Raw genomic sequence first — 18,581 nt, 5'->3', positions numbered from 1 at the left:
ACCATGCACTGTGAAATTAGTGCAGTGGGGTTTTTATACGGGTCTGGTACACTCTCACCATAAATGGGTAGACCCGAAATTTGACTGAAATAGTAGGCGGATAAGATGGCAAGTGAGCAGGAGAATACGGCCGACTTTGGTTTTCGGACTGTCGCCAGGGATGAAAAAGAAGTCATGGTGGCTGAAGTTTTTCATTCTGTAGCAGCAAAGTATGACTTGATGAATGACCTGATGTCCTTTGGTATCCACCGAATCTGGAAGCGTTTCACTATCGAATGTAGTGGAGTAAGACGTAACCAGCGTGTTCTGGATCTTGCCGGAGGCACGGGGGATTTAACTGCCAAATTCTCCCGTATGGTTGGCGAAGGTGGTGAGGTCATTCTGGCGGATATCAACGCATCAATGCTGAAAGTGGGCCGCGAAAAACTGCGTAACAAAGGCATTATCGACAACATCAACTACGTGCAGGCCAATGCTGAAGCGCTGCCGTTCCCTGATGACTTCTTCGACTGCATTACTATCTCCTTTGGTCTACGCAACGTGACGGACAAAAACAAAGCGCTGCGATCAATGTACCGCGTGCTGAAGCCGGGTGGTCGCTTGCTGGTGCTGGAGTTTTCCAAGCCGATCATTAAACAACTGAGCACCGTTTACGATGCGTATTCATTTCATATCCTGCCGAGGATTGGCGAAGCCGTGGCGAGTGATGCCGGTAGCTACCGCTATCTGGCGGAATCTATCCGCATGCACCCCGATCAGGAAACGCTGAAAGGGATGATGAGCGATGCCGGTTTTGACAGTGTTAACTATTTCAACCTCACCGGTGGAATCGTTGCGCTGCATCGTGGGTTTAAATTCTGATTGGAAACGCCAATGCTGATAACGTCTTTTCTGACTGCTACGCTGGAAACCGCGCTGAATCAGCTGCTTTTTCACGATACGGTTTCTTGCGATCGTGGTTTTTCTTGCGATCGAAGTATGAAGTCTGCCCGCCAGCGCTTACAGGGGAAAACACTTCAGATCGAGTTGGCTGAGCTGGATATGCCCTTGGTGCTGGTGTTTAACGAACAGCGGCTGGACGTGATCAGCCAATGGGGCGAGCCTGCGGATTGCTGCCTGAAAACACGCGTTCCGGTTCTGATGAAATTACGCGATCGTCAACAGCTATCGTCGCTGATGCGCAGCGGCGAGCTGGTGATAGAAGGCGATATTCAAGTCGTTCAACAGTTCATCGTGCTGGTTGATCTGGCAGAGTTCGATCCGGCGGAGTGGTTGTCCCCCTATCTGGGCGATATTGTTGCTCAGGGTCTTACCCAAACGGCACAGAAAACCTTGAGTTTCCTGAGACGGTCATTACATCAGCAGCAACATTTCTTGTCCGAGACGTTAACGGAAGAATGGCGACTGACCCCAGGAAAACTGGAAAACGCTTGGTTCCATGAGGAAATTGTTGCGCTGGATAAATCCGCCGATACGTTGTCCGAACGGCTGGCGAAGCTGGAGGCTTTACGATGACGCCTGGTGAATTACGCCGCCTTTACAGCATTGTGCGTGTGCTGTTGAGCTATGGTCTGGATGAACTCATTCCTAAGATGCGCCTGACGTTTCCGCTGCGTGCGGGTCGTCGCCTGCTGTTCTGGTTACCTAATCTCCACCGCAACATGCCTTTGGGGGAACGCCTGCGTTTGGCGCTTCAGGAACTGGGGCCCGTGTGGATTAAGTTCGGACAAATGATGTCTACACGCCGCGATCTGTTCCCACCGGCTATCGCCGATCAGCTAGCGATGTTGCAAGATAAGGTTGAGCCATTTGACGGCAAGTTGGCGCGCGAGCAAATTGAGCTGTCGATGGGCGGAATCCCCCTTGAAGAGTGGTTTGACGATTTTGACATTATACCTCTGGCCTCTGCATCGATTGCACAGGTGCATACCGCCTGCCTGAAAAGCACGGGAAAAGAGATCGTTATCAAGGTCATCCGCCCAGATATTTTGCCCGTCATCAAGGCGGATATGCGCCTGATGAAACGTCTGGCTGGCTGGTTGCCGCGCCTGTTGCCGGATGGCCGCCGTCTGCGCCCGCGTGAAGTAGTGCTGGAATATGAAAAAACGCTGCTTGATGAGCTGAACTTGCTGCGTGAAGCGGCAAATGCCATTCAACTACGGCGTAATTTTGATAATAGCCCGATGCTGTATGTGCCTGAAATATATTCAGATTATTGCAGTGAAAGCATGTTGGTCATGGAGCGAATTTACGGTATTCCTGTTTCTGATGTCGACGCGCTGACAGCCAATGGCACGGATATGAAATTACTGGCAGAACGCGGCGTTCAGGTTTTCTTCACACAGGTGTTCCGCGATAGTTTCTTCCACGCAGATATGCATCCCGGCAATATCTTTATCAGCTACGATCACCCAGAGAACCCGCAATACATTGGTATTGATTGCGGTATCGTCGGTTCGTTGAATAAAGAAGATAAGCGCTATCTGGCTGAGAATTTCATTGCCTTTTTCAATCGTGATTATCGCAAAGTTGCCGAACTGCATGTGGATTCGGGCTGGGTGCCTGCGGACACGAATGTTGCCGATTTTGAGTTTGCTATTCGTACGGTCTGTGAGCCGATCTTTGAGAAGCCGTTGGCAGAAATTTCGTTCGGTCATGTATTATTGAATTTGTTTAATACGGCCCGTCGCTTCAATATGGAAGTACAGCCGCAGCTAGTGCTGCTGCAAAAAACGCTGCTGTATGTTGAAGGTGTGGGTCGGCAGCTTTATCCGCAGCTCGACCTGTGGAAAACTGCCAAGCCGTTTCTGGAAAACTGGCTGAAACAACAGGTCGGTTTGTCTGCGGTTTTCCGTGCGCTTAAAGAAAAGGCGCCGTTCTGGGCTGAAAAACTGCCGGAAGTCCCTGAGCTGTTTTATGACGGGCTACGTCAGCATAAGATGTTAAAGCAAAGCGTCGATAAGCTGGCCTATGAGTTGAAGACACAGCACTCTCGTCAAGGACAGTCACGATATCTTCTGGGTATTGGCGCAACGCTGCTAATCAGTGGTACGTTGTTACTGATCAGCCGTGTTGAAGCCGATGGGGTTCCCGCAGGGCTGATGGCCGCAGGGATCGTCGCTTGGATTATCGGCTGGCGTCGAACTCGTTGAAGCAGATCATGATGCAGGCCAGAATTGCCCGATATAATTACGGGAATTCTGTCGTTCCCCTTTTTGAAAAGAGGTAAATGTTATGGGCGGTATTAGTATTTGGCAGTTGCTGATTGTTGTCGTTCTCGTCGTGCTAGTGTTCGGGACTGGAAAATTAAAAACACTGGGTTCAGATTTGGGTGCGTCGATCAAAGGTTTTAAGAAAGCGATGGGGGATGATCAAACATCTAATCACGCAGATAAAACTCAGCAAGATGCGGATTTTTCGACTAAGTCGATCACTGACCACCCGTCAGAAACCAAACAGAGTGACACGAAGAGCCAGCATAAAGAGCAGGTGTAATCTGTGTTCGATATCGGTTTTGGTGAACTGCTATTGGTGATGGTTCTCGGCCTGATTGTTCTCGGGCCAGAGCGTTTGCCTGTGGCAGTCAGAACGGTTGCAAGCTGGGTCAGGACGCTGCGTTCGCTGGCGTCTACGGTTCAGAATGAACTGTCGCAGGAGCTGAAACTCCAGGAGTTTCAGGAAAGCCTGAAGAAAGTCGAAAAAGCCAGTTTGCAGAATCTGTCGCCTGAGTTGAAAGCCTCAATGGATGAACTTAAAGAAGCGGCAGAAGCGATGAAACGCGGCTATACCGAGACAGTGTCGCCGCAAAAGGTAGATGGGCACCAAACGCCAGAGGGTCATCGTGCAACGGTGGAACCACAGCACAACATTCCGCTGAGCGATCCCGAAGCGGCCTATGATGGGGTTATTGAAGCGGAAACCGCTGTACGTCCACGTCCTGCAGCCAGCCAGCCTAAACCTGAAAGCTCTGCTGCTGAACACCACCATGATGATCGCAACGCCGCAAGTGCTGACGCTGTCGGCAACGATAATGTCAAACCTGAGCAGGCCCAGTTTTCTGCTGTTTCTGCCCGCCAACCGAGTGATAGTCGTTAGTTTATGGCCAATGAAGAGACTCAACCGCTAATTAGCCACCTGATTGAGCTACGCAAGCGGCTACTGAACAGCATTATCTGTGTGCTGGCGGTATTTATTGCGCTGGTGTTCTTTGCCAACGACATTTATCAACTGGTTTCTGCTCCGCTCATTGAGCAATTGCCTGCGGGTGCCAGCATGATCGCGACCGATGTCGCCTCACCTTTCTTTACGCCGATAAAGCTGACGATGATTGTCTCAGTATTTGTCGCTGCGCCGCTGGTGCTGTATCAGGTGTGGGCATTTGTGGCTCCAGCCTTGTATAAACACGAGCGTCGCTTAATGATGCCGTTGCTGGTTTCCAGCAGTCTGCTGTTTTATTCGGGCATGGCGTTCGCGTATTTTGTGGTGTTCCCGCTGGCGTTTGGTTTTTTTGCGAAAACCGCGCCGGTTGGCGTATTGATTGCGACAGACATCAATAACTACCTCGATTTTGTTATGGCGCTGTTCATGGCGTTCGGCATATCGTTTGAGGTGCCCGTTGCCATCGTGCTGCTCTGCTGGAGTGGTGTGGTGACGCCAGAAGACCTGAAGAAGAAACGCCCTTATATTTTGGTGGGCGCATTCGTTGTCGGGATGCTGCTGACGCCGCCGGACGTTTTCTCACAGACGCTACTGGCGGTTCCGATGTATCTGCTGTTTGAAATCGGTGTATTTTTCGCGCGGTTTTATGTTGGCAAAGGCCGACGAGCTGAAGCGGAAGAGCCATCGCCGTAACTAACGGTTCCCTGCGGCAGGACGGTAAAATGACCTCTCTTTGAGAGGTCTTATTTTTTATTCGCCAGAGTGAGAGTCATGTTTGATATCGGTGTCAACCTAACCAGTTCTCAGTTTGAAAAAGATCGGGAGCAGGTCGTCATCCGGGCAAAGCAAGCGGGTGTCAGTGGCATCTTGATCACGGGCACCAATGCCCAGGAAAGCCATCAGGCCATGTTACTGGCGCAAGCCTATCCCGATTACTGTTGGTCAACGGCGGGCGTTCATCCGCATGATGCCAGCCAATGGAATGGCGCTATCGCCGAACAACTCCACCAAATGGCAAACGCTGCTTGCGTGGTTGCTATTGGTGAATGCGGGTTGGATTTCAACCGTAACTTTTCGACGCCAGAAGAACAGGAAGGGGCATTCAGCGCACAGTTAGCGATAGCGGCTGAACGGTCCATGCCGGTTTTCCTTCACTGCCGCGACGCACATCCCCGCTTTATTTCTCTGCTGATGCCATGGCTGAGCCAGTTACCTGCCGCCGTGGTCCACTGCTTTACCGGTAATCGTCATGAATTGGATGAGTGTCTGGCTGCGGGGTTGATGATTGGCATCACTGGCTGGGTTTGCGATGAGCGCCGCGGGCTTGAGCTGCGCGCCTTACTGCCGCATATTCCTGCCGATCGGCTGTTGGTGGAAACCGACGCACCTTATCTGTTACCCCGGGATTTACGCCCTAAACCGGCCTCCCGCCGTAACGAACCCTGTTATCTGCCTCATATTATTCGCCAGGTTGCGGAGTGGCGTGGAGAAGATGCCACATGGTTGGGACAGACAACAGATGAAAATGCCCGCCGGGTTTTCCGGTTGGCCTGATTCAGGAGAATAATGACATGAGCACTGCTTTTCCCGGCACGTTCCCCGGCCGACGTATGCGTCGCATTCGCCGCCATGATTTCAGCCGTCGCCTTGTTGCTGAAAATCAACTGACGGTGAATGATTTGATTTATCCCGTTTTCGTAATGGAAGGGATAAATCATCGTCAGGAAGTTCCCTCCATGCCGGGGGTATACCGGATGACTATCGACGTGCTTCTGAAAGAAGCCGAAGAGATCGCTAAGCTCGGCGTTCCGGTTCTGTCGCTGTTCCCCGTCATTGAAGCGGATAAAAAATCACTCCATGCCGAAGAAGCCTATAACCCGGATGGTCTGGTTCCTCGCACGATCCGCGCGCTGAAAGACGCCGTCCCTGAGCTGGGTTTACTGACGGATGTGGCGCTCGATCCCTATACCACGCACGGGCAGGACGGGATTATCGATGCGGATGGTTATGTGATTAACGACGTCACCAAGGAGATTTTGGTACGTCAGGCGCTGTCTCACGCGGAAGCTGGAGCAGAAATTATCGCCCCTAGTGACATGATGGATGGCCGCATCGGCGCTATCCGCGACATGCTTGAAGCGCAGAATCTGGTCAATACTCAGATCATGGCGTATTCAGCTAAGTATGCATCGTGTTATTACGGGCCTTTCCGTGACGCCGTGGGCTCAGCGGGCAACCTGAAAGGTGGCAACAAGAAAACCTACCAGATGGACCCTGCTAACAGCGATGAAGCCTTACAAGAAATTGCGCAGGATTTGCAGGAAGGCGCGGATATGGTGATGGTCAAACCTGGGATGCCTTATCTGGACGTGGTGCGTCGCGTTAAAGATACCTTTGGTGTGCCGACGTTTGCTTATCAGGTATCTGGCGAATATGCGATGCACATGGCGGCGATTCAGAACGGCTGGTTGCAAGAACAGCCAGTAGTGATGGAGTCTCTGCTGTGCTTTAAACGCGCAGGTGCAGATGGGGTGTTGACCTATTTTGCCAAGCGTGTCGCACAGTGGCTACATGATCAGCACATGCAACGCTAGGTCTGTTCTTATCCGGCGCGTGATAAACGCGCCGGATAAGGTAAAGAGCAGAGGCGTCAAGCTACGTTTTTCGAAGGGCTATGTTTTTTATAAAGACTAGGCTTTGCGAAACTCGCGGTTATCGATGCTCTGTCTGACCTGTTTATTCAACATATTCAGCAACAGCATTGAGCGAGCTTCGCCGTCAGGTTCTGTGTAAATAGCCTGAATACCAGAGAAAATACCGTCGGTAATAACCACACTATCGCCGGGCTGTGGCGTCATTGGGTCAATAATTCCCTGAATAGGGCGAAGTGACAATTCATCGATAACCTGCTGCGGAATGGTTGCTGGCAGCGCACCGAATCGCACAAAGTTGCTCACCCCACGTGTCGCACTGATAGTGGTGGTGTGGATGCGTTCAGGGTCGAACTCCACAAACAGGTAGTTCGGGAACAGCGGCTCACACACTTCCGTCCGTTTACCACGCACAATCTTATCCAGCGTGATCATTGGGCTCACGCAGGTGACATCCTGACGTTCCAGATGCTCTTTCGCTCGCAGCAGTTGACCACGTTTACAATACAGTAAGTACCAGGCTTCCATAATTTCGCAGACTTATGATTCCGACGAGCAAGCATAACAAAAGCGAACACGGATAAAAAATTTTCGTCAAATATTTTTGTTACCACATTACGGCGATTGAATTCTTGATGGTGAGTAGATTCTTGCCATAAATAGGCGCTGCGGGAAGCGACAGGTTGGCGAAGAGACTTTATAATAGCCAGAACGATAGACTGCCCCCGATGAATAGCATGAAATACCGTGATTTACGCGAATTCCTCTCACTGCTGGAAGAGAGAGGGGAGTTAAAACGCATTACCCAGCCCATCGACCCCTACCTTGAAATGACGGAAATTGCCGACCGAACGCTACGTGCGGAAGGCCCTGCTCTCCTGTTTGAGAACCCCAAAGGCTATGACATGCCGGTGCTGTGCAATTTATTTGGCACGCCGAAACGTGTTGCATTGGGCATGGGGCAGGAAGACGTCAGCGCATTACGTGAGGTGGGTAAACTGCTGGCGTTTCTGAAAGAGCCGGAACCGCCTAAAGGGTTCCGCGATCTGGTGGATAAAATGCCGAAGTTCCGTCAGGTATTGAATATGCCGACTAAACGCCTGTCTTCTGCGCCGTGTCAGGAACAGGTTTGGCAGGGGGATGATGTTGACCTGCGTCGGATTCCGGTGATGCAGTGTTGGCCGGAAGATGCCGCCCCGCTGATTACCTGGGGGCTTACCGTGACGCGCGGGCCGCATAAAGAACGGCAGAATTTGGGGATCTATCGCCAGCAGGTGCTGGGTAAAAACAAACTGATCATGCGCTGGCTATCTCATCGCGGTGGCGCACTGGATTTCCAAGAGTGGTGTCAGGAAAATCCTGGGCAGCGTTTTCCGGTGTCTGTCGCATTGGGCGCTGATCCTGCGACGATTCTCGGTGCGGTGACGCCTGTGCCCGATACGCTATCGGAATATGCCTTTGCGGGTTTACTGCGTGGGCATAAGACTGAAGTGGTGAAGTGCCTGTCGAACGATTTGGAAGTCCCTGCCAGTGCGGAAATTGTTCTTGAAGGGTATATTGAACCCGGAGAAATGGCGGCAGAAGGTCCCTATGGTGACCACACCGGCTATTACAATGAAGTCGATAATTTTCCGGTCTTTACCGTCACGCATATTACTCAGCGTCAGAATGCCATTTATCACTCGACTTACACGGGCCGACCGCCGGATGAGCCTGCCGTGCTGGGCGTGGCGTTGAACGAAGTTTTCGTGCCGATCCTGCAAAAGCAGTTTCCTGAGATTGTTGATTTTTATTTGCCACCGGAGGGTTGCTCTTACCGTCTGGCTGTCGTTACCATGAAGAAACAGTACCCGGGCCATGCTAAACGCGTCATGATGGGCGTTTGGTCTTTTTTACGCCAGTTCATGTATACGAAATTTGTCATTGTCTGCGATGATGACATTAATGCGCGTGACTGGAACGATGTCATATGGGCGATCACGACGCGTATGGATCCGGCGCGCGATACGGTATTAGTAGAAAATACGCCGATAGATTACCTTGATTTTGCCTCGCCGATTTCTGGTCTGGGTTCCAAAATGGGTCTGGACGCCACCAATAAATGGTCTGGCGAGACGCAGCGCGAGTGGGGTCGCCCCATCAAGAAAGACCCACAGGTTTGTGCCCGCGTTGATGACATATGGGATGAACTGGCCATTTTTAGTGACAGAGAGCCTCGGCGTTAAGGGCTGCTGCTCTGTTCTCAGTTTTGCTTTTATGACCCTATAGAGGGAATGCATGACAACATTGAGCTGTAAAGTGACTTCGGTCGAAGCCATAACCGATACGGTTTATCGCGTTCGTTTGTTACCTGAAGCGCCGTTTTCCTTTCGGGCTGGCCAGTATTTGATGGTAGTGATGGGCGATCGAGATAAACGTCCTTTTTCACTGGCATCGACCCCGATGGATAAAAACTTTATTGAGTTGCACATTGGGGCGTCCGAACTGAATCTTTACGCAATGGCTGTGATGGAACGGATTCACAGGGAAAAAGCGCTGACGGTCGATATCCCACATGGCGAAGCCTGGCTGCGGGAAGAGAGTACGCGCCCGCTGGTGTTGATTGCGGGGGGAACCGGATTTTCGTATGTGCGTTCTATTCTGCTGACCGCGCTGGCGCAGCAACCCGAGCGTGATATCGCCATTTACTGGGGCGGACGTGAATCCCAGCATCTGTATGACTTAACCGAGCTTGAAGGCTTTGCGGCCAAGCACCCTACTCTGCGCGTAGTGCCGGTGGTCGAGCAGCCGGAAGCAGGATGGGATGGTAGAACGGGGACTGTTCTGAGTGCGGTATTACAGGATTACGGCTCACTGGCAGAGCAGGATATCTATATTGCCGGTCGCTTTGAAATGGCGAAAATTGCACGCGAGCGTTTTTGTAATGAGCGCGGCGCGCTGACCGCGCATATGTTCAGCGATGCGTTTTCGTTTATTTAAAGCTGTCGCGAGTAGTAATACATAAGCTGTAAAATAAAAATCCCACGGCTGTGGGATTTGAGGCGGCTGACAAAGTTTGTATGGCTGTAGTAACGGATAGATCGTAAAGACGCTCTAAATGCATCCCTGTACGCTCTGATTGCGCAGATATAAATCTCGTCCTGAGATTAGCGCTCTCGCTATTCAAGGCTTTTGTGGAGCTGGATGAGCAATCGATCCATGCAGCGATAGCTCAGCGCTTCGGCAAGGTGTTTTCTCTCTATATTGTCCCTATCGCCGAGGTCAGCGATCGTGCGCGCGACTTTCAATATCCTGTGCCACGCACGTACGGATAAGCCAAGTTTGTTCATCACCTCTTCCAGATAGGTCGCATCAGCCATCTCCAATCCGCAGTGTTTTTCTATTTCGCGTGACGTGAGCAGTGCGTTGATTTTATTTGCCCGCTTCAGCTGTATTTGCCGTGCGATCAGCACGCGCTCGCGAATGGTCGCGCTGCTTTCGCCTTGATAATGCTGCTGAGATAACACCCCTGGTGGTAGTAAAGGGACTTCGATTGAAAGGTCAAAGCGATCCAAAAAGGGACCGGAAAGTTTGCTGAGATAGCGCAGTATTTGTTGTGCTGGCAACCGGTTATGAACGCCCTGATAGTGTCCTGAGGGGCTGGGATTCATTGCGGCAACGAGCTGCACCCGTGCTGGGTAGCATACTTTGGCCCGCGTGCGGGAAATGATAATTTCACCGGACTCCAGCGGCTCTCGTAGTGAGTCCAATACTCGTCGCTCAAACTCCGGTAGTTCGTCCAGAAATAGTACACCATTGTGGGCGAGCGAGATTTCTCCGGGTTTGGGCAGCGACCCTCCGCCCACGAGCGCGGCCATGGAAGAACTATGGTGAGGCGCTCTGAATGGTCTGGCTCGCCAGCGCGTCATGGTGGCATCAATGTTGATTAGGCTATTGATGGCAGCGCTTTCCAACGCTTCGTCATCGCTTAATGGTGGCATCAGATTGCCTAATCGGCTTGCCAGCATGGTTTTCCCGGTTCCCGGTGGCCCCAGTAAGAGCAAGTTATGGCCGCCTGCCGCCGCGATTTCCAACGCGCGTTTAGCCTGCTCCTGACCGATGATATCCTTCAGATCGAGGGTATCTTCCTCGATCGGTGGAACGGGCGTCATGTCGGAGCAACTGAGCAATTCCTCTTCCCCACTGAGAAAAGCACACACATCCAACAAATGCCCGGCCATTAGCGCTTCACCCTGCGGTATCAGCGTCATCTCCCGCTTATTGTCATCTGGCAGGATAAGCTGGCGGCCTGCTTTTATGGCTTCTAATGCGGCGGGAATCGCGCCATTGACGCCACGTAAGGTGCCAGACAGGCCGAGTTCGCCAAGAAACTCGTAGCGGCTTAGCTTTTCACCATCAATTTGTTCTGAGGCTGCCAGAATCGCCAGAGCAATCGGTAGATCGTAGCGTCCCCCTTCCTTTGGTAGATCTGCGGGAGCGAGATTGACCGTGATGCGCTTTGCTGGAAACGTAAATCCGCAATTGATGAGTGCGCTGCGCACGCGATCCCGCGCTTCCTTGACGGTGGTTTCAGGTAAACCCACCAGCGTTAGGGCCGGCAGCCCGCTGCTGATGTGAACTTCGATATAAACGTCCGGCGCTTGTACACCAATCATTGCCCGAGTATAGGTAACTGCCAATGACATGCTATTTCCCCTTTGCTGATGGTTTACATCATGTCTGGCAAGGGAGAAGAAGTAGAGGCTGTTTTCGCCACTCTGCGCGGCGGTGTCATGAAATAATCCTCTGTTTCAGTAATGAGTAAAATTTGTGCGCGATGTATCGCAATTATCTAAGGTGAACCGATTGCTTAACGTTATCCGACGATCGACGACACCTGTTTTCATCTGCCACGTTTCTCATACAGCGCTCATTTTTACGCCAACGGGCGAAAATAATTTGATGTACCTCTACCTTATGATTACGTTGTATTTTTTTTCGTATCATAGGTAATTCTTACGGGTGGTAATGAAAAAAAATGGTTGTCATACCCTGTCTTACTGTGATAACTCTGTAGGCATTCGTTCGACAGAAGATTAATGAACAACCTATTATGAAAGCCCTATCCCTAGTGATTAGCCTAGTCGTGATTAGCGTGGTGGTGATTATTATCCCACCGTGCGGGGCTGCACTTGGACGAAGAATGGCTTAGAAATCAAGGCCTCATTCAAGAAAACCCCCGCACCGAAAGGTCGGGGGTTTTTTGTTGGGCGTAATCTATAACGGAAAGGAACAGAAAATGAACGTCAGCATAAAATTCTGTTATTCCCATAAGATGTCGGGGAAATAACTATGAATGGAGCACAGTGGGTGGTTCAAGCGTTGCGAGCGCAGGGAGTGGAAACCGTTTTTGGTTATCCGGGGGGCGCGATAATGCCAGTCTACGATGCACTTTATGACGGCGGCGTGAAACACCTGCTGTGTCGCCACGAGCAAGGCGCGGTGATGGCGGCGATTGGCTATGCCCGCTCCACGGGTAACGTGGGCGTCTGCATTGCGACATCCGGCCCAGGAGCAACCAACCTGATCACGGGTTTGGCCGATGCGCTGTTGGATTCTGTCCCTGTGGTGGCGATCACTGGGCAGGTTGGGTCAGCGCTGATTGGCACCGATGCTTTCCAGGAAATTGACGTGCTGGGGCTGTCGCTGGCCTGTACGAAACACAGTTTTCTGGTTGAGTCTCTCGAATCACTGCCGGAAGTGATGGCAGAAGCGTTCGCGATTGCCAACAGCGGTCGTCCAGGCCCTGTTTTGGTCGATATTCCTAAAGACATTCAGCTGGCAGTGGGGGATTTCACTCCAAACTTTGCGCCTGTTGTTAACGATGTCGATTTCCCCGAGCAAGATATTGCGCAGGCGTACGCTCTGCTGGCGAAAGCGCAAAAACCCGTGCTGTATGTTGGCGGTGGGGTCGGCATGGCGAATGCGGTTCCGGCACTGCGTGAATTCCTGAGCGTAACGGATATCCCGTCCGTTTCGACGCTGAAAGGGCTGGGAGCCGTGGATGCCAATCATCCCTATTACCTCGGTATGATTGGTATGCACGGCACGAAGGCGGCGAACTTGATTGTGCAGGAGTGCGATTTGTTAATCGCGGTTGGGGCGCGTTTTGATGACCGTGTGACCGGCAAACTGAACGCCTTCGCGCCTCATGCCAGTGTGATTCACATGGATATCGACCCAGCCGAGTTGAGCAAATTGCGTCATGCTAATGTCGCGTTGCAAGGCGATCTGAAAACGATATTACCTGCGCTGCAACAGCCGCTGAACGTCAGCGCGTGGCGTCAGCAGGCGGCCATGATGAAGGCAGAATACCCGTGGCGTTATGATCATCCCGGTCAGGCGATTTATGCGCCTGCGCTGCTGAAAACGATCTCCGAACGAATGGATGCGGATGCGGTGGTCACGACCGATGTGGGCCAGCACCAGATGTGGGCCGCACAGCATATGACGTTCAGCCGTCCTGAGAATTTCATTACCTCCAGCGGCCTCGGCACGATGGGCTTCGGCGTGCCCGCTGCGGTAGGCGCACAGGTTGCGCGCCCGGATGACATGGTTATCTGCATTTCCGGCGACGGCTCTTTCATGATGAACGTTCAGGAGTTGGGCACCATCAAACGAAAACGGCTGCCGTTAAAGATCGTATTGCTGGATAACCAACGGTTAGGCATGGTACGTCAGTGGCAGCAGTTATTCTTTGATGAACGTTATAGTGAAACTGACCTCTCCGATAACCCTGATTTCCTGACGCTGGCAAGCGCGTTTGATATCCCCGGCCAGCGCATCACCCGTAAAGATCAAATTGATGTCGCGCTGGATGCCCTGTTTAACAGCGAAGGACCCTATTTATTGCACGTATCGATTAATGAATACGAAAACGTCTGGCCGCTGGTTCCGCCGGGTGCGGGTAACGAAACGATGCTCGATAAAACCGAATAGGCTCGACAACACCAAACTAAGCTCGACAAAACCGAACAATGGCCGACTTACACAGAATAAGTGCTGGAGATAACAGAATGACACACCATCAACTTTCGATTCAGGCGCGCTTTCGTCCCGAGGTTCTGGAGCGTGTATTGCGTGTTACCCGCCATCGCGGTTTCAAAGTTTGCGCGATGAATATGGTGCAAACCACCAATGCCGAACACATTAATATTGAACTGACCGTTGCCAGCCATCGTTCGGTAGATTTATTGTCAACGCAATTGAGCAAGCTGTTGGATATTGCCTGCGTTGATATTCAACCGATGACGACATCACAGCAGATCAGCGCCTAACGTAAAAGAGTAAGGAAAAAGAAGAATGACAAAAAAAGCGGATTACATTTGGTTCAATGGTGAGATGGTTCCATGGGCTGAAGCAAAAGTACACGTCATGTCGCACGCCCTGCATTATGGCACCTCGGTCTTTGAAGGCGTTCGCTGCTACCATTCACATAAGGGTCCGGTGGTTTTCCGTCACCGTGAGCACATGCAACGCCTGCGTGATTCGGCAAAAATCTACCGTATGCCCGTCGCGCAAAGCGTAGATGAGCTGATGGAAGCCTGCCGTGAAACGCTGCGTAAAAATAACCTGACTAGCGCCTATATTCGTCCACTGGTGTTCATTGGTGATGTGGGCATGGGCGTTAACCCGCCAGATGGTTATCAAACCGATGTGATCATCGCAGCCTTCCCGTGGGGCGCGTATCTGGGTGAAGAGGCGCTGGAAGCAGGCATCGATGCGATGGTGTCGTCCTGGAATCGCGTGGCGGCAAATACCATTCCAACCGCCGCAAAAGCGGGTGGTAACTATCTGTCCTCCCTGCTGGTGGGTAGCGAAGCGCGTCGCCACGGCTATCAGGAAGGGATCGCGTTGGATGTCCACGGCTATGTTTCCGAAGGTGCGGGCGAGAACTTGTTTGAAGTGAAGGACGGTATTATCTTCACACCGCCGTTTACCTCTTCGGCGCTGCCGGGCATTACGCGTGACGCTATCATCAAACTGGCGAAAGACGCAGGATATGAAGTGCGTGAGCAGGTGCTGTCCCGCGAGTCACTGTATCTGGCCGATGAAGTCTTCATGTCCGGTACTGCGGCAGAAATTACCCCCGTGCGCAGCGTCGACGGCATTCAGGTCGGCGTTGGCAAACGCGGCCCAGTCACCAAAGCCTTGCAGCAGGCGTTCTTCGGCCTCTTTACGGGTGAAACCGAAGATAAATGGGGCTGGTTGGATCCGATAAATCAGTAAGCAATCAAGACAGACAGTCAGGCGGTGACTCGTTCCGTCATCGCCAAATTCGTAATTTTTGGAGTAACAGAGCATGCCTAAGTACCGTTCAGCCACAACCACACACGGCCGTAATATGGCGGGTGCCCGAGCCTTGTGGCGCGCCACCGGGATGACCGACGACGATTTTGGTAAACCGATTATCGCGGTGGTTAACTCCTTCACCCAATTCGTGCCGGGCCATGTGCACTTGCGCGATCTGGGGAAACTGGTTGCCGAGCAGATCGAAGCCTCCGGCGGCGTCGCGAAAGAATTTAACACCATTGCAGTTGATGACGGTATCGCGATGGGGCACGGCGGTATGCTCTATTCCCTGCCTTCCCGTGAACTGATCGCCGACTCCGTGGAATACATGGTCAATGCCCACTGTGCGGATGCCATGGTGTGTATTTCCAACTGCGACAAAATCACCCCAGGGATGTTAATGGCGTCGCTGCGCCTGAATATTCCGGTGATTTTTGTTTCTGGTGGCCCGATGGAAGCGGGGAAAACCAAGCTATCCGATCAGATCATCAAGCTGGATCTGGTGGATGCGATGATTCAGGGCGCGGACCCGAAAGTCTCGGATGAACAGAGCGAGCAGGTGGAGCGTTCTGCCTGTCCGACCTGCGGCTCCTGCTCCGGTATGTTTACCGCTAACTCCATGAACTGCCTGACCGAAGCGCTGGGCTTATCTCAACCGGGCAACGGTTCGCTGTTGGCGACGCACGCCGACCGTAAGCAACTGTTCCTGAACGCGGGCAAACGCATCGTGGGTCTGGCGAAGCGTTACTACGAGCAGGATGATGTAAGCGTATTACCGCGCAACATCGCTAATAAAGCCGCATTTGAAAACGCCATGGTTCTGGATATCGCGATGGGCGGTTCCACCAATACCGTTCTGCATCTGTTAGCCGCAGCGCAGGAAGGTGAAGTGGACTTCACCATGACCGACATCGACAGACTATCACGTCAGGTGCCACACCTGTGTAAGGTGGCGCCGAGCACGCAGAAATACCACATGGAAGACGTACACCGCGCGGGCGGCGTGATCGGTATTCTGGGGGAACTGGACAGAGCGGGCCTGCTGAACCGTGAAGTGAACAACGTGCTGGGCAAAACGCTGCCGGAAACGCTGGAAGCCTACGACGTGATGTTGACGCAGGATGACAGTGTGAAAAGCATGTATTCCGCTGGCCCTGCGGGTATCCGTACGACCAAAGCGTTTTCTCAGGATTGCCGCTGGGATTCACTGGATACCGATCGTCAGGAAGGCTGCATCCGCTCGCGTGAATATGCTTACAGTCAGGATGGCGGGTTGGCCGTGCTGTACGGCAACATTGCGCTAGATGGTTGCATCGTGAAAACCGCAGGCGTTGATAAAGATAGCCTGATTTTCCGCGGCCCGGCAAAAGTCTACGAAAGCCAGGACGACGCGGTAGCAGCGATTCTGGGCGGAAAAGTCGTGGCGGGCGATGTGGTGGTTATCCGTTACGAAGGGCCGAAAGGTGGGCCGGGAATGCAGGAAATGCTGTACCCGACGACCTACCTGAAATCGATGGGATTGGGTAAAAGCTGTGCGCTGATCACCGACGGACGCTTCTCCGGCGGCACCTCTGGCCTGTCTATCGGCCATGCGTCTCCTGAAGCGGCCAGCGGCGGCACCATTGGTTTGGTGCAGGATGGCGACATGATTGCCATTGATATCCCAAACCGCAGCATCGTGCTGGACGTCGCAGAGAATGAACTGGCAAGCCGCCGCGAAGCGGAAGAGGCAAGAGGCGAGCAGGCCTGGACGCCACATAACCGTGAACGTCAGGTCTCTTTTGCGCTGCGCGCGTACGCCATGCTGGCAACCAGTGCAGATAAAGGCGCTGTGCGGGATAAAAGCAAGCTGGGAGGCTAAAGCTGATGGCTGTGTCACAACCTCTTCCTGCCGCGCCGGGGGGCGCGGAATACCTGCGGGCGATCTTGCGGTCGCCAGTGTATGAAATCACGCAGGTCACACCGCTGGAGAAGATGGAAAAGATCTCTTCGCGGCTGGGTAATGTCATTCTGGTAAAACGTGAAGACAGGCACGCGGTGCACAGCTTCAAGCTGCGCGGCGCGTACGCGATGATGGCAGGTCTGAGCGATGAGCAAAAATCACACGGCGTGGTGACGGCATCCGCTGGTAACCATGCGCAGGGTGTTGCACTCTCTTCCAGCAAGCTGGGGATTAAATCGCTGATTGTGATGCCGGTAGCGACGGCTGATATCAAGGTGGATGCCGTGCGCGGTTTTGGCGGCGAAGTGCTGCTACACGGTGCCAACTTTGATGAGGCCAAGGCGAAGGCGATTGAGCTGTCACAACAGCAGCATATGACCTTTCTGCCGCCGTTCGATCACCCTGCGGTGATTGCAGGACAGGGCACGCTGGCGATGGAATTGCTACAGCAGGATGCGCATCTGGATCGCGTGTTTGTGCCGGTCGGTGGTGGTGGTTTGGCGGCAGGTGTTGCCGTACTGATCAAACAGCTGATGCCGCAGATTCAGGTGATCGGCGTTGAAGCGGAAGATTCCGCCTGTCTGCGTGCGGCACTGGATGCCGGACAACCGGTCGATCTGCCGCGTGTCGGGCTGTTTGCCGAAGGCGTGGCGGTGAAGCGCATCGGCGATGAGACTTTCCGCCTGTGTCGGGAATATCTGGATGACGTGATTACCGTCGACAGCGATGCCATCTGTGCGGCAGTGAAAGATCTGTTCGAAGATGTCCGCGCGATTGCTGAACCGTCCGGCGCGCTGGCGCTGGCGGGGATGAAGAAATACATCCAACAGCATCAGATTCAGGGTGAACGTCTGGCGCATATTCTGTCCGGCGCGAACGTCAACTTCCACGGGTTACGTTACGTTTCCGAACGCTGCGAGCTGGGTGAACAGCGCGAAGCCTTGCTGGCCGTGACGATCCCCGAGAAGCAGGGCAGCTTCCTGAAGTTTTGCCAACTGCTGGGTGGTCGTTCCGTTACCGAATTCAACTACCGCTATGCGGATGCCAAAGATGCCTGCATTTTTGTCGGTGTGCGTCTGACGCGTGGCTATGCGGAGCGGCAGGAGATTATCGCCGAGCTGTCCGCAGACGGTTATGAAGTGGTGGATTTGTCCGATGATGAAATGGCGAAGCTGCACGTTCGTTATATGGTCGGCGGACGCCCTTCCAAACCGCTCCAGGAACGGCTGTACAGCTTTGAGTTTCCAGAGTCGCCGGGGGCGTTACTGAAATTCCTACACACGCTGGGGGCGCACTGGAATATTTCGCTGTTCCATTACCGCAGCCACGGTACGGATTTTGGCCGCGTGTTGGCCGCGTTCGAGTTGGATGCAGGCGATCGGGAATTCGAGCAGCACCTACAGGCGCTGGGCTATGAATGCCACGATGAAACCAATAACCCGGCGTTCCGCTTCTTTTTAGCGGGTTAAGTTAGTTGATTACGCGCTGAGTTTTCTCCT

General features: G+C 52.9%; 18 protein-coding genes. 16 read left to right on the top strand and 2 right to left on the bottom strand.

Annotated elements, in window-relative coordinates:
• Nucleotides 1–105: 105 nt before the first annotated feature.
• The 8 genes from ubiE (at nt 106) to hemB (ending at nt 6,752) form a co-directional block, all read left to right on the top strand.
• Complete coding sequence (gene ubiE, locus DMB82_RS19340; RefSeq protein ID WP_102116977.1) at nt 106–861, top strand: bifunctional demethylmenaquinone methyltransferase/2-methoxy-6-polyprenyl-1,4-benzoquinol methylase UbiE; 756 nt, start codon at nt 106–108, stop codon at nt 859–861.
• Nucleotides 862–873: 12 nt separating this feature from the next.
• Nucleotides 874–1,515 (top strand): ubiquinone biosynthesis protein UbiJ, encoded by a 642-nt coding sequence (ubiJ, locus tag DMB82_RS19335; protein ID WP_102116976.1) that lies wholly within the window; start codon nt 874–876, stop codon nt 1,513–1,515.
• Entirely contained in the window at nt 1,512–3,152 is a 1,641-nt protein-coding gene (gene ubiB, locus DMB82_RS19330) for a ubiquinone biosynthesis regulatory protein kinase UbiB (RefSeq protein WP_116155311.1), read from the top strand. The genes ubiJ and ubiB overlap by 4 nt, the downstream gene beginning before the upstream one ends.
• 82 nt (nt 3,153–3,234) lie before the next feature.
• A complete protein-coding gene (tatA, locus tag DMB82_RS19325; RefSeq protein WP_102116974.1) occupies nt 3,235–3,495 on the top strand; it encodes a Sec-independent protein translocase subunit TatA in 261 nt (86 codons plus the stop codon).
• Nucleotides 3,496–3,498: 3 nt separating this feature from the next.
• Complete coding sequence (gene tatB, locus DMB82_RS19320) at nt 3,499–4,095, top strand: Sec-independent protein translocase protein TatB (protein ID WP_102116973.1); 597 nt, start codon at nt 3,499–3,501, stop codon at nt 4,093–4,095.
• A 3-nt stretch (nt 4,096–4,098) separates the two neighbouring features.
• The gene (gene tatC / locus DMB82_RS19315) at nt 4,099–4,851 is read left to right on the top strand and encodes a Sec-independent protein translocase subunit TatC (protein ID WP_102116972.1); all 753 of its coding nucleotides are present in this window, start codon (nt 4,099–4,101) and stop codon (nt 4,849–4,851) included.
• 78 nt (nt 4,852–4,929) lie between these two features.
• A complete protein-coding gene (tatD, locus tag DMB82_RS19310) occupies nt 4,930–5,712 on the top strand; it encodes a 3'-5' ssDNA/RNA exonuclease TatD (RefSeq protein WP_102116971.1) in 783 nt (260 codons plus the stop codon).
• A gap of 17 nt (nt 5,713–5,729) precedes the next feature.
• Nucleotides 5,730–6,752 (top strand): porphobilinogen synthase, encoded by a 1,023-nt coding sequence (gene hemB, locus DMB82_RS19305; RefSeq protein ID WP_102116970.1) that lies wholly within the window; start codon nt 5,730–5,732, stop codon nt 6,750–6,752.
• Between the two features lie 96 nt (nt 6,753–6,848).
• On the opposite strand, the gene rfaH is transcribed toward hemB, so the two are convergent.
• A complete protein-coding gene (gene rfaH, locus DMB82_RS19300; RefSeq protein ID WP_102116969.1) occupies nt 6,849–7,337 on the bottom strand; it encodes a transcription/translation regulatory transformer protein RfaH in 489 nt (162 codons plus the stop codon).
• Nucleotides 7,338–7,537: 200 nt separating this feature from the next.
• On the opposite strand from rfaH, the gene ubiD reads away from it, so the two are divergent.
• Entirely contained in the window at nt 7,538–9,034 is a 1,497-nt protein-coding gene (gene ubiD, locus DMB82_RS19295) for a 4-hydroxy-3-polyprenylbenzoate decarboxylase (protein ID WP_102116968.1), read from the top strand.
• Between the two features lie 52 nt (nt 9,035–9,086).
• Nucleotides 9,087–9,788, top strand: a complete 702-nt coding sequence (gene fre, locus DMB82_RS19290) for an NAD(P)H-flavin reductase (RefSeq protein ID WP_102116967.1) — start codon at nt 9,087–9,089, stop codon at nt 9,786–9,788.
• A 179-nt stretch (nt 9,789–9,967) separates the two neighbouring features.
• Here fre and DMB82_RS19285 read toward each other — a convergent pair whose 3' ends face one another.
• A complete protein-coding gene (locus DMB82_RS19285; RefSeq protein ID WP_102116966.1) occupies nt 9,968–11,494 on the bottom strand; it encodes a YifB family Mg chelatase-like AAA ATPase in 1,527 nt (508 codons plus the stop codon).
• Between the two features lie 407 nt (nt 11,495–11,901).
• Here DMB82_RS19285 and ilvL point away from each other — a divergent pair, with 407 nt between their 5' ends.
• The 6 genes from ilvL (at nt 11,902) to ilvA (ending at nt 18,551) form a co-directional block, all read left to right on the top strand.
• Nucleotides 11,902–12,000: an ilv operon leader peptide gene (gene ilvL, locus DMB82_RS19280; RefSeq protein ID WP_071531109.1), complete on the top strand. Its 99-nt coding sequence runs from the start codon at nt 11,902–11,904 to the stop codon at nt 11,998–12,000.
• A gap of 140 nt (nt 12,001–12,140) precedes the next feature.
• Nucleotides 12,141–13,787, top strand: a complete 1,647-nt coding sequence (gene ilvG, locus DMB82_RS19275) for an acetolactate synthase 2 catalytic subunit (protein WP_116162798.1) — start codon at nt 12,141–12,143, stop codon at nt 13,785–13,787.
• A gap of 77 nt (nt 13,788–13,864) precedes the next feature.
• Nucleotides 13,865–14,125, top strand: coding sequence for an acetolactate synthase 2 small subunit (ilvM, locus tag DMB82_RS19270; protein WP_102116964.1), 261 nt, complete (start codon nt 13,865–13,867; stop codon nt 14,123–14,125).
• Nucleotides 14,126–14,150: 25 nt separating this feature from the next.
• Nucleotides 14,151–15,077 carry a branched-chain amino acid transaminase gene (locus DMB82_RS19265; protein WP_102116963.1) on the top strand — a complete coding sequence of 309 codons (927 nt, stop codon included), beginning with the start codon at nt 14,151–14,153 and terminating at the stop codon, nt 15,075–15,077.
• A 73-nt stretch (nt 15,078–15,150) separates the two neighbouring features.
• The gene (ilvD, locus tag DMB82_RS19260; RefSeq protein ID WP_102116962.1) at nt 15,151–17,001 is read left to right on the top strand and encodes a dihydroxy-acid dehydratase; all 1,851 of its coding nucleotides are present in this window, start codon (nt 15,151–15,153) and stop codon (nt 16,999–17,001) included.
• Nucleotides 17,002–17,006: 5 nt separating this feature from the next.
• Nucleotides 17,007–18,551 (top strand): threonine ammonia-lyase, biosynthetic, encoded by a 1,545-nt coding sequence (ilvA, locus tag DMB82_RS19255; protein ID WP_048256108.1) that lies wholly within the window; start codon nt 17,007–17,009, stop codon nt 18,549–18,551.
• Nucleotides 18,552–18,581 lie beyond the last annotated feature (30 nt).

This window comes from Pectobacterium aquaticum (genome assembly GCF_003382565.3).
Classification (GTDB): Bacteria; Pseudomonadota; Gammaproteobacteria; order Enterobacterales; family Enterobacteriaceae; genus Pectobacterium; species Pectobacterium aquaticum.
The sequence above is the reverse complement of the archived record's forward strand: the minus strand, read 5'-3'. Positions and strand labels throughout refer to the sequence as shown.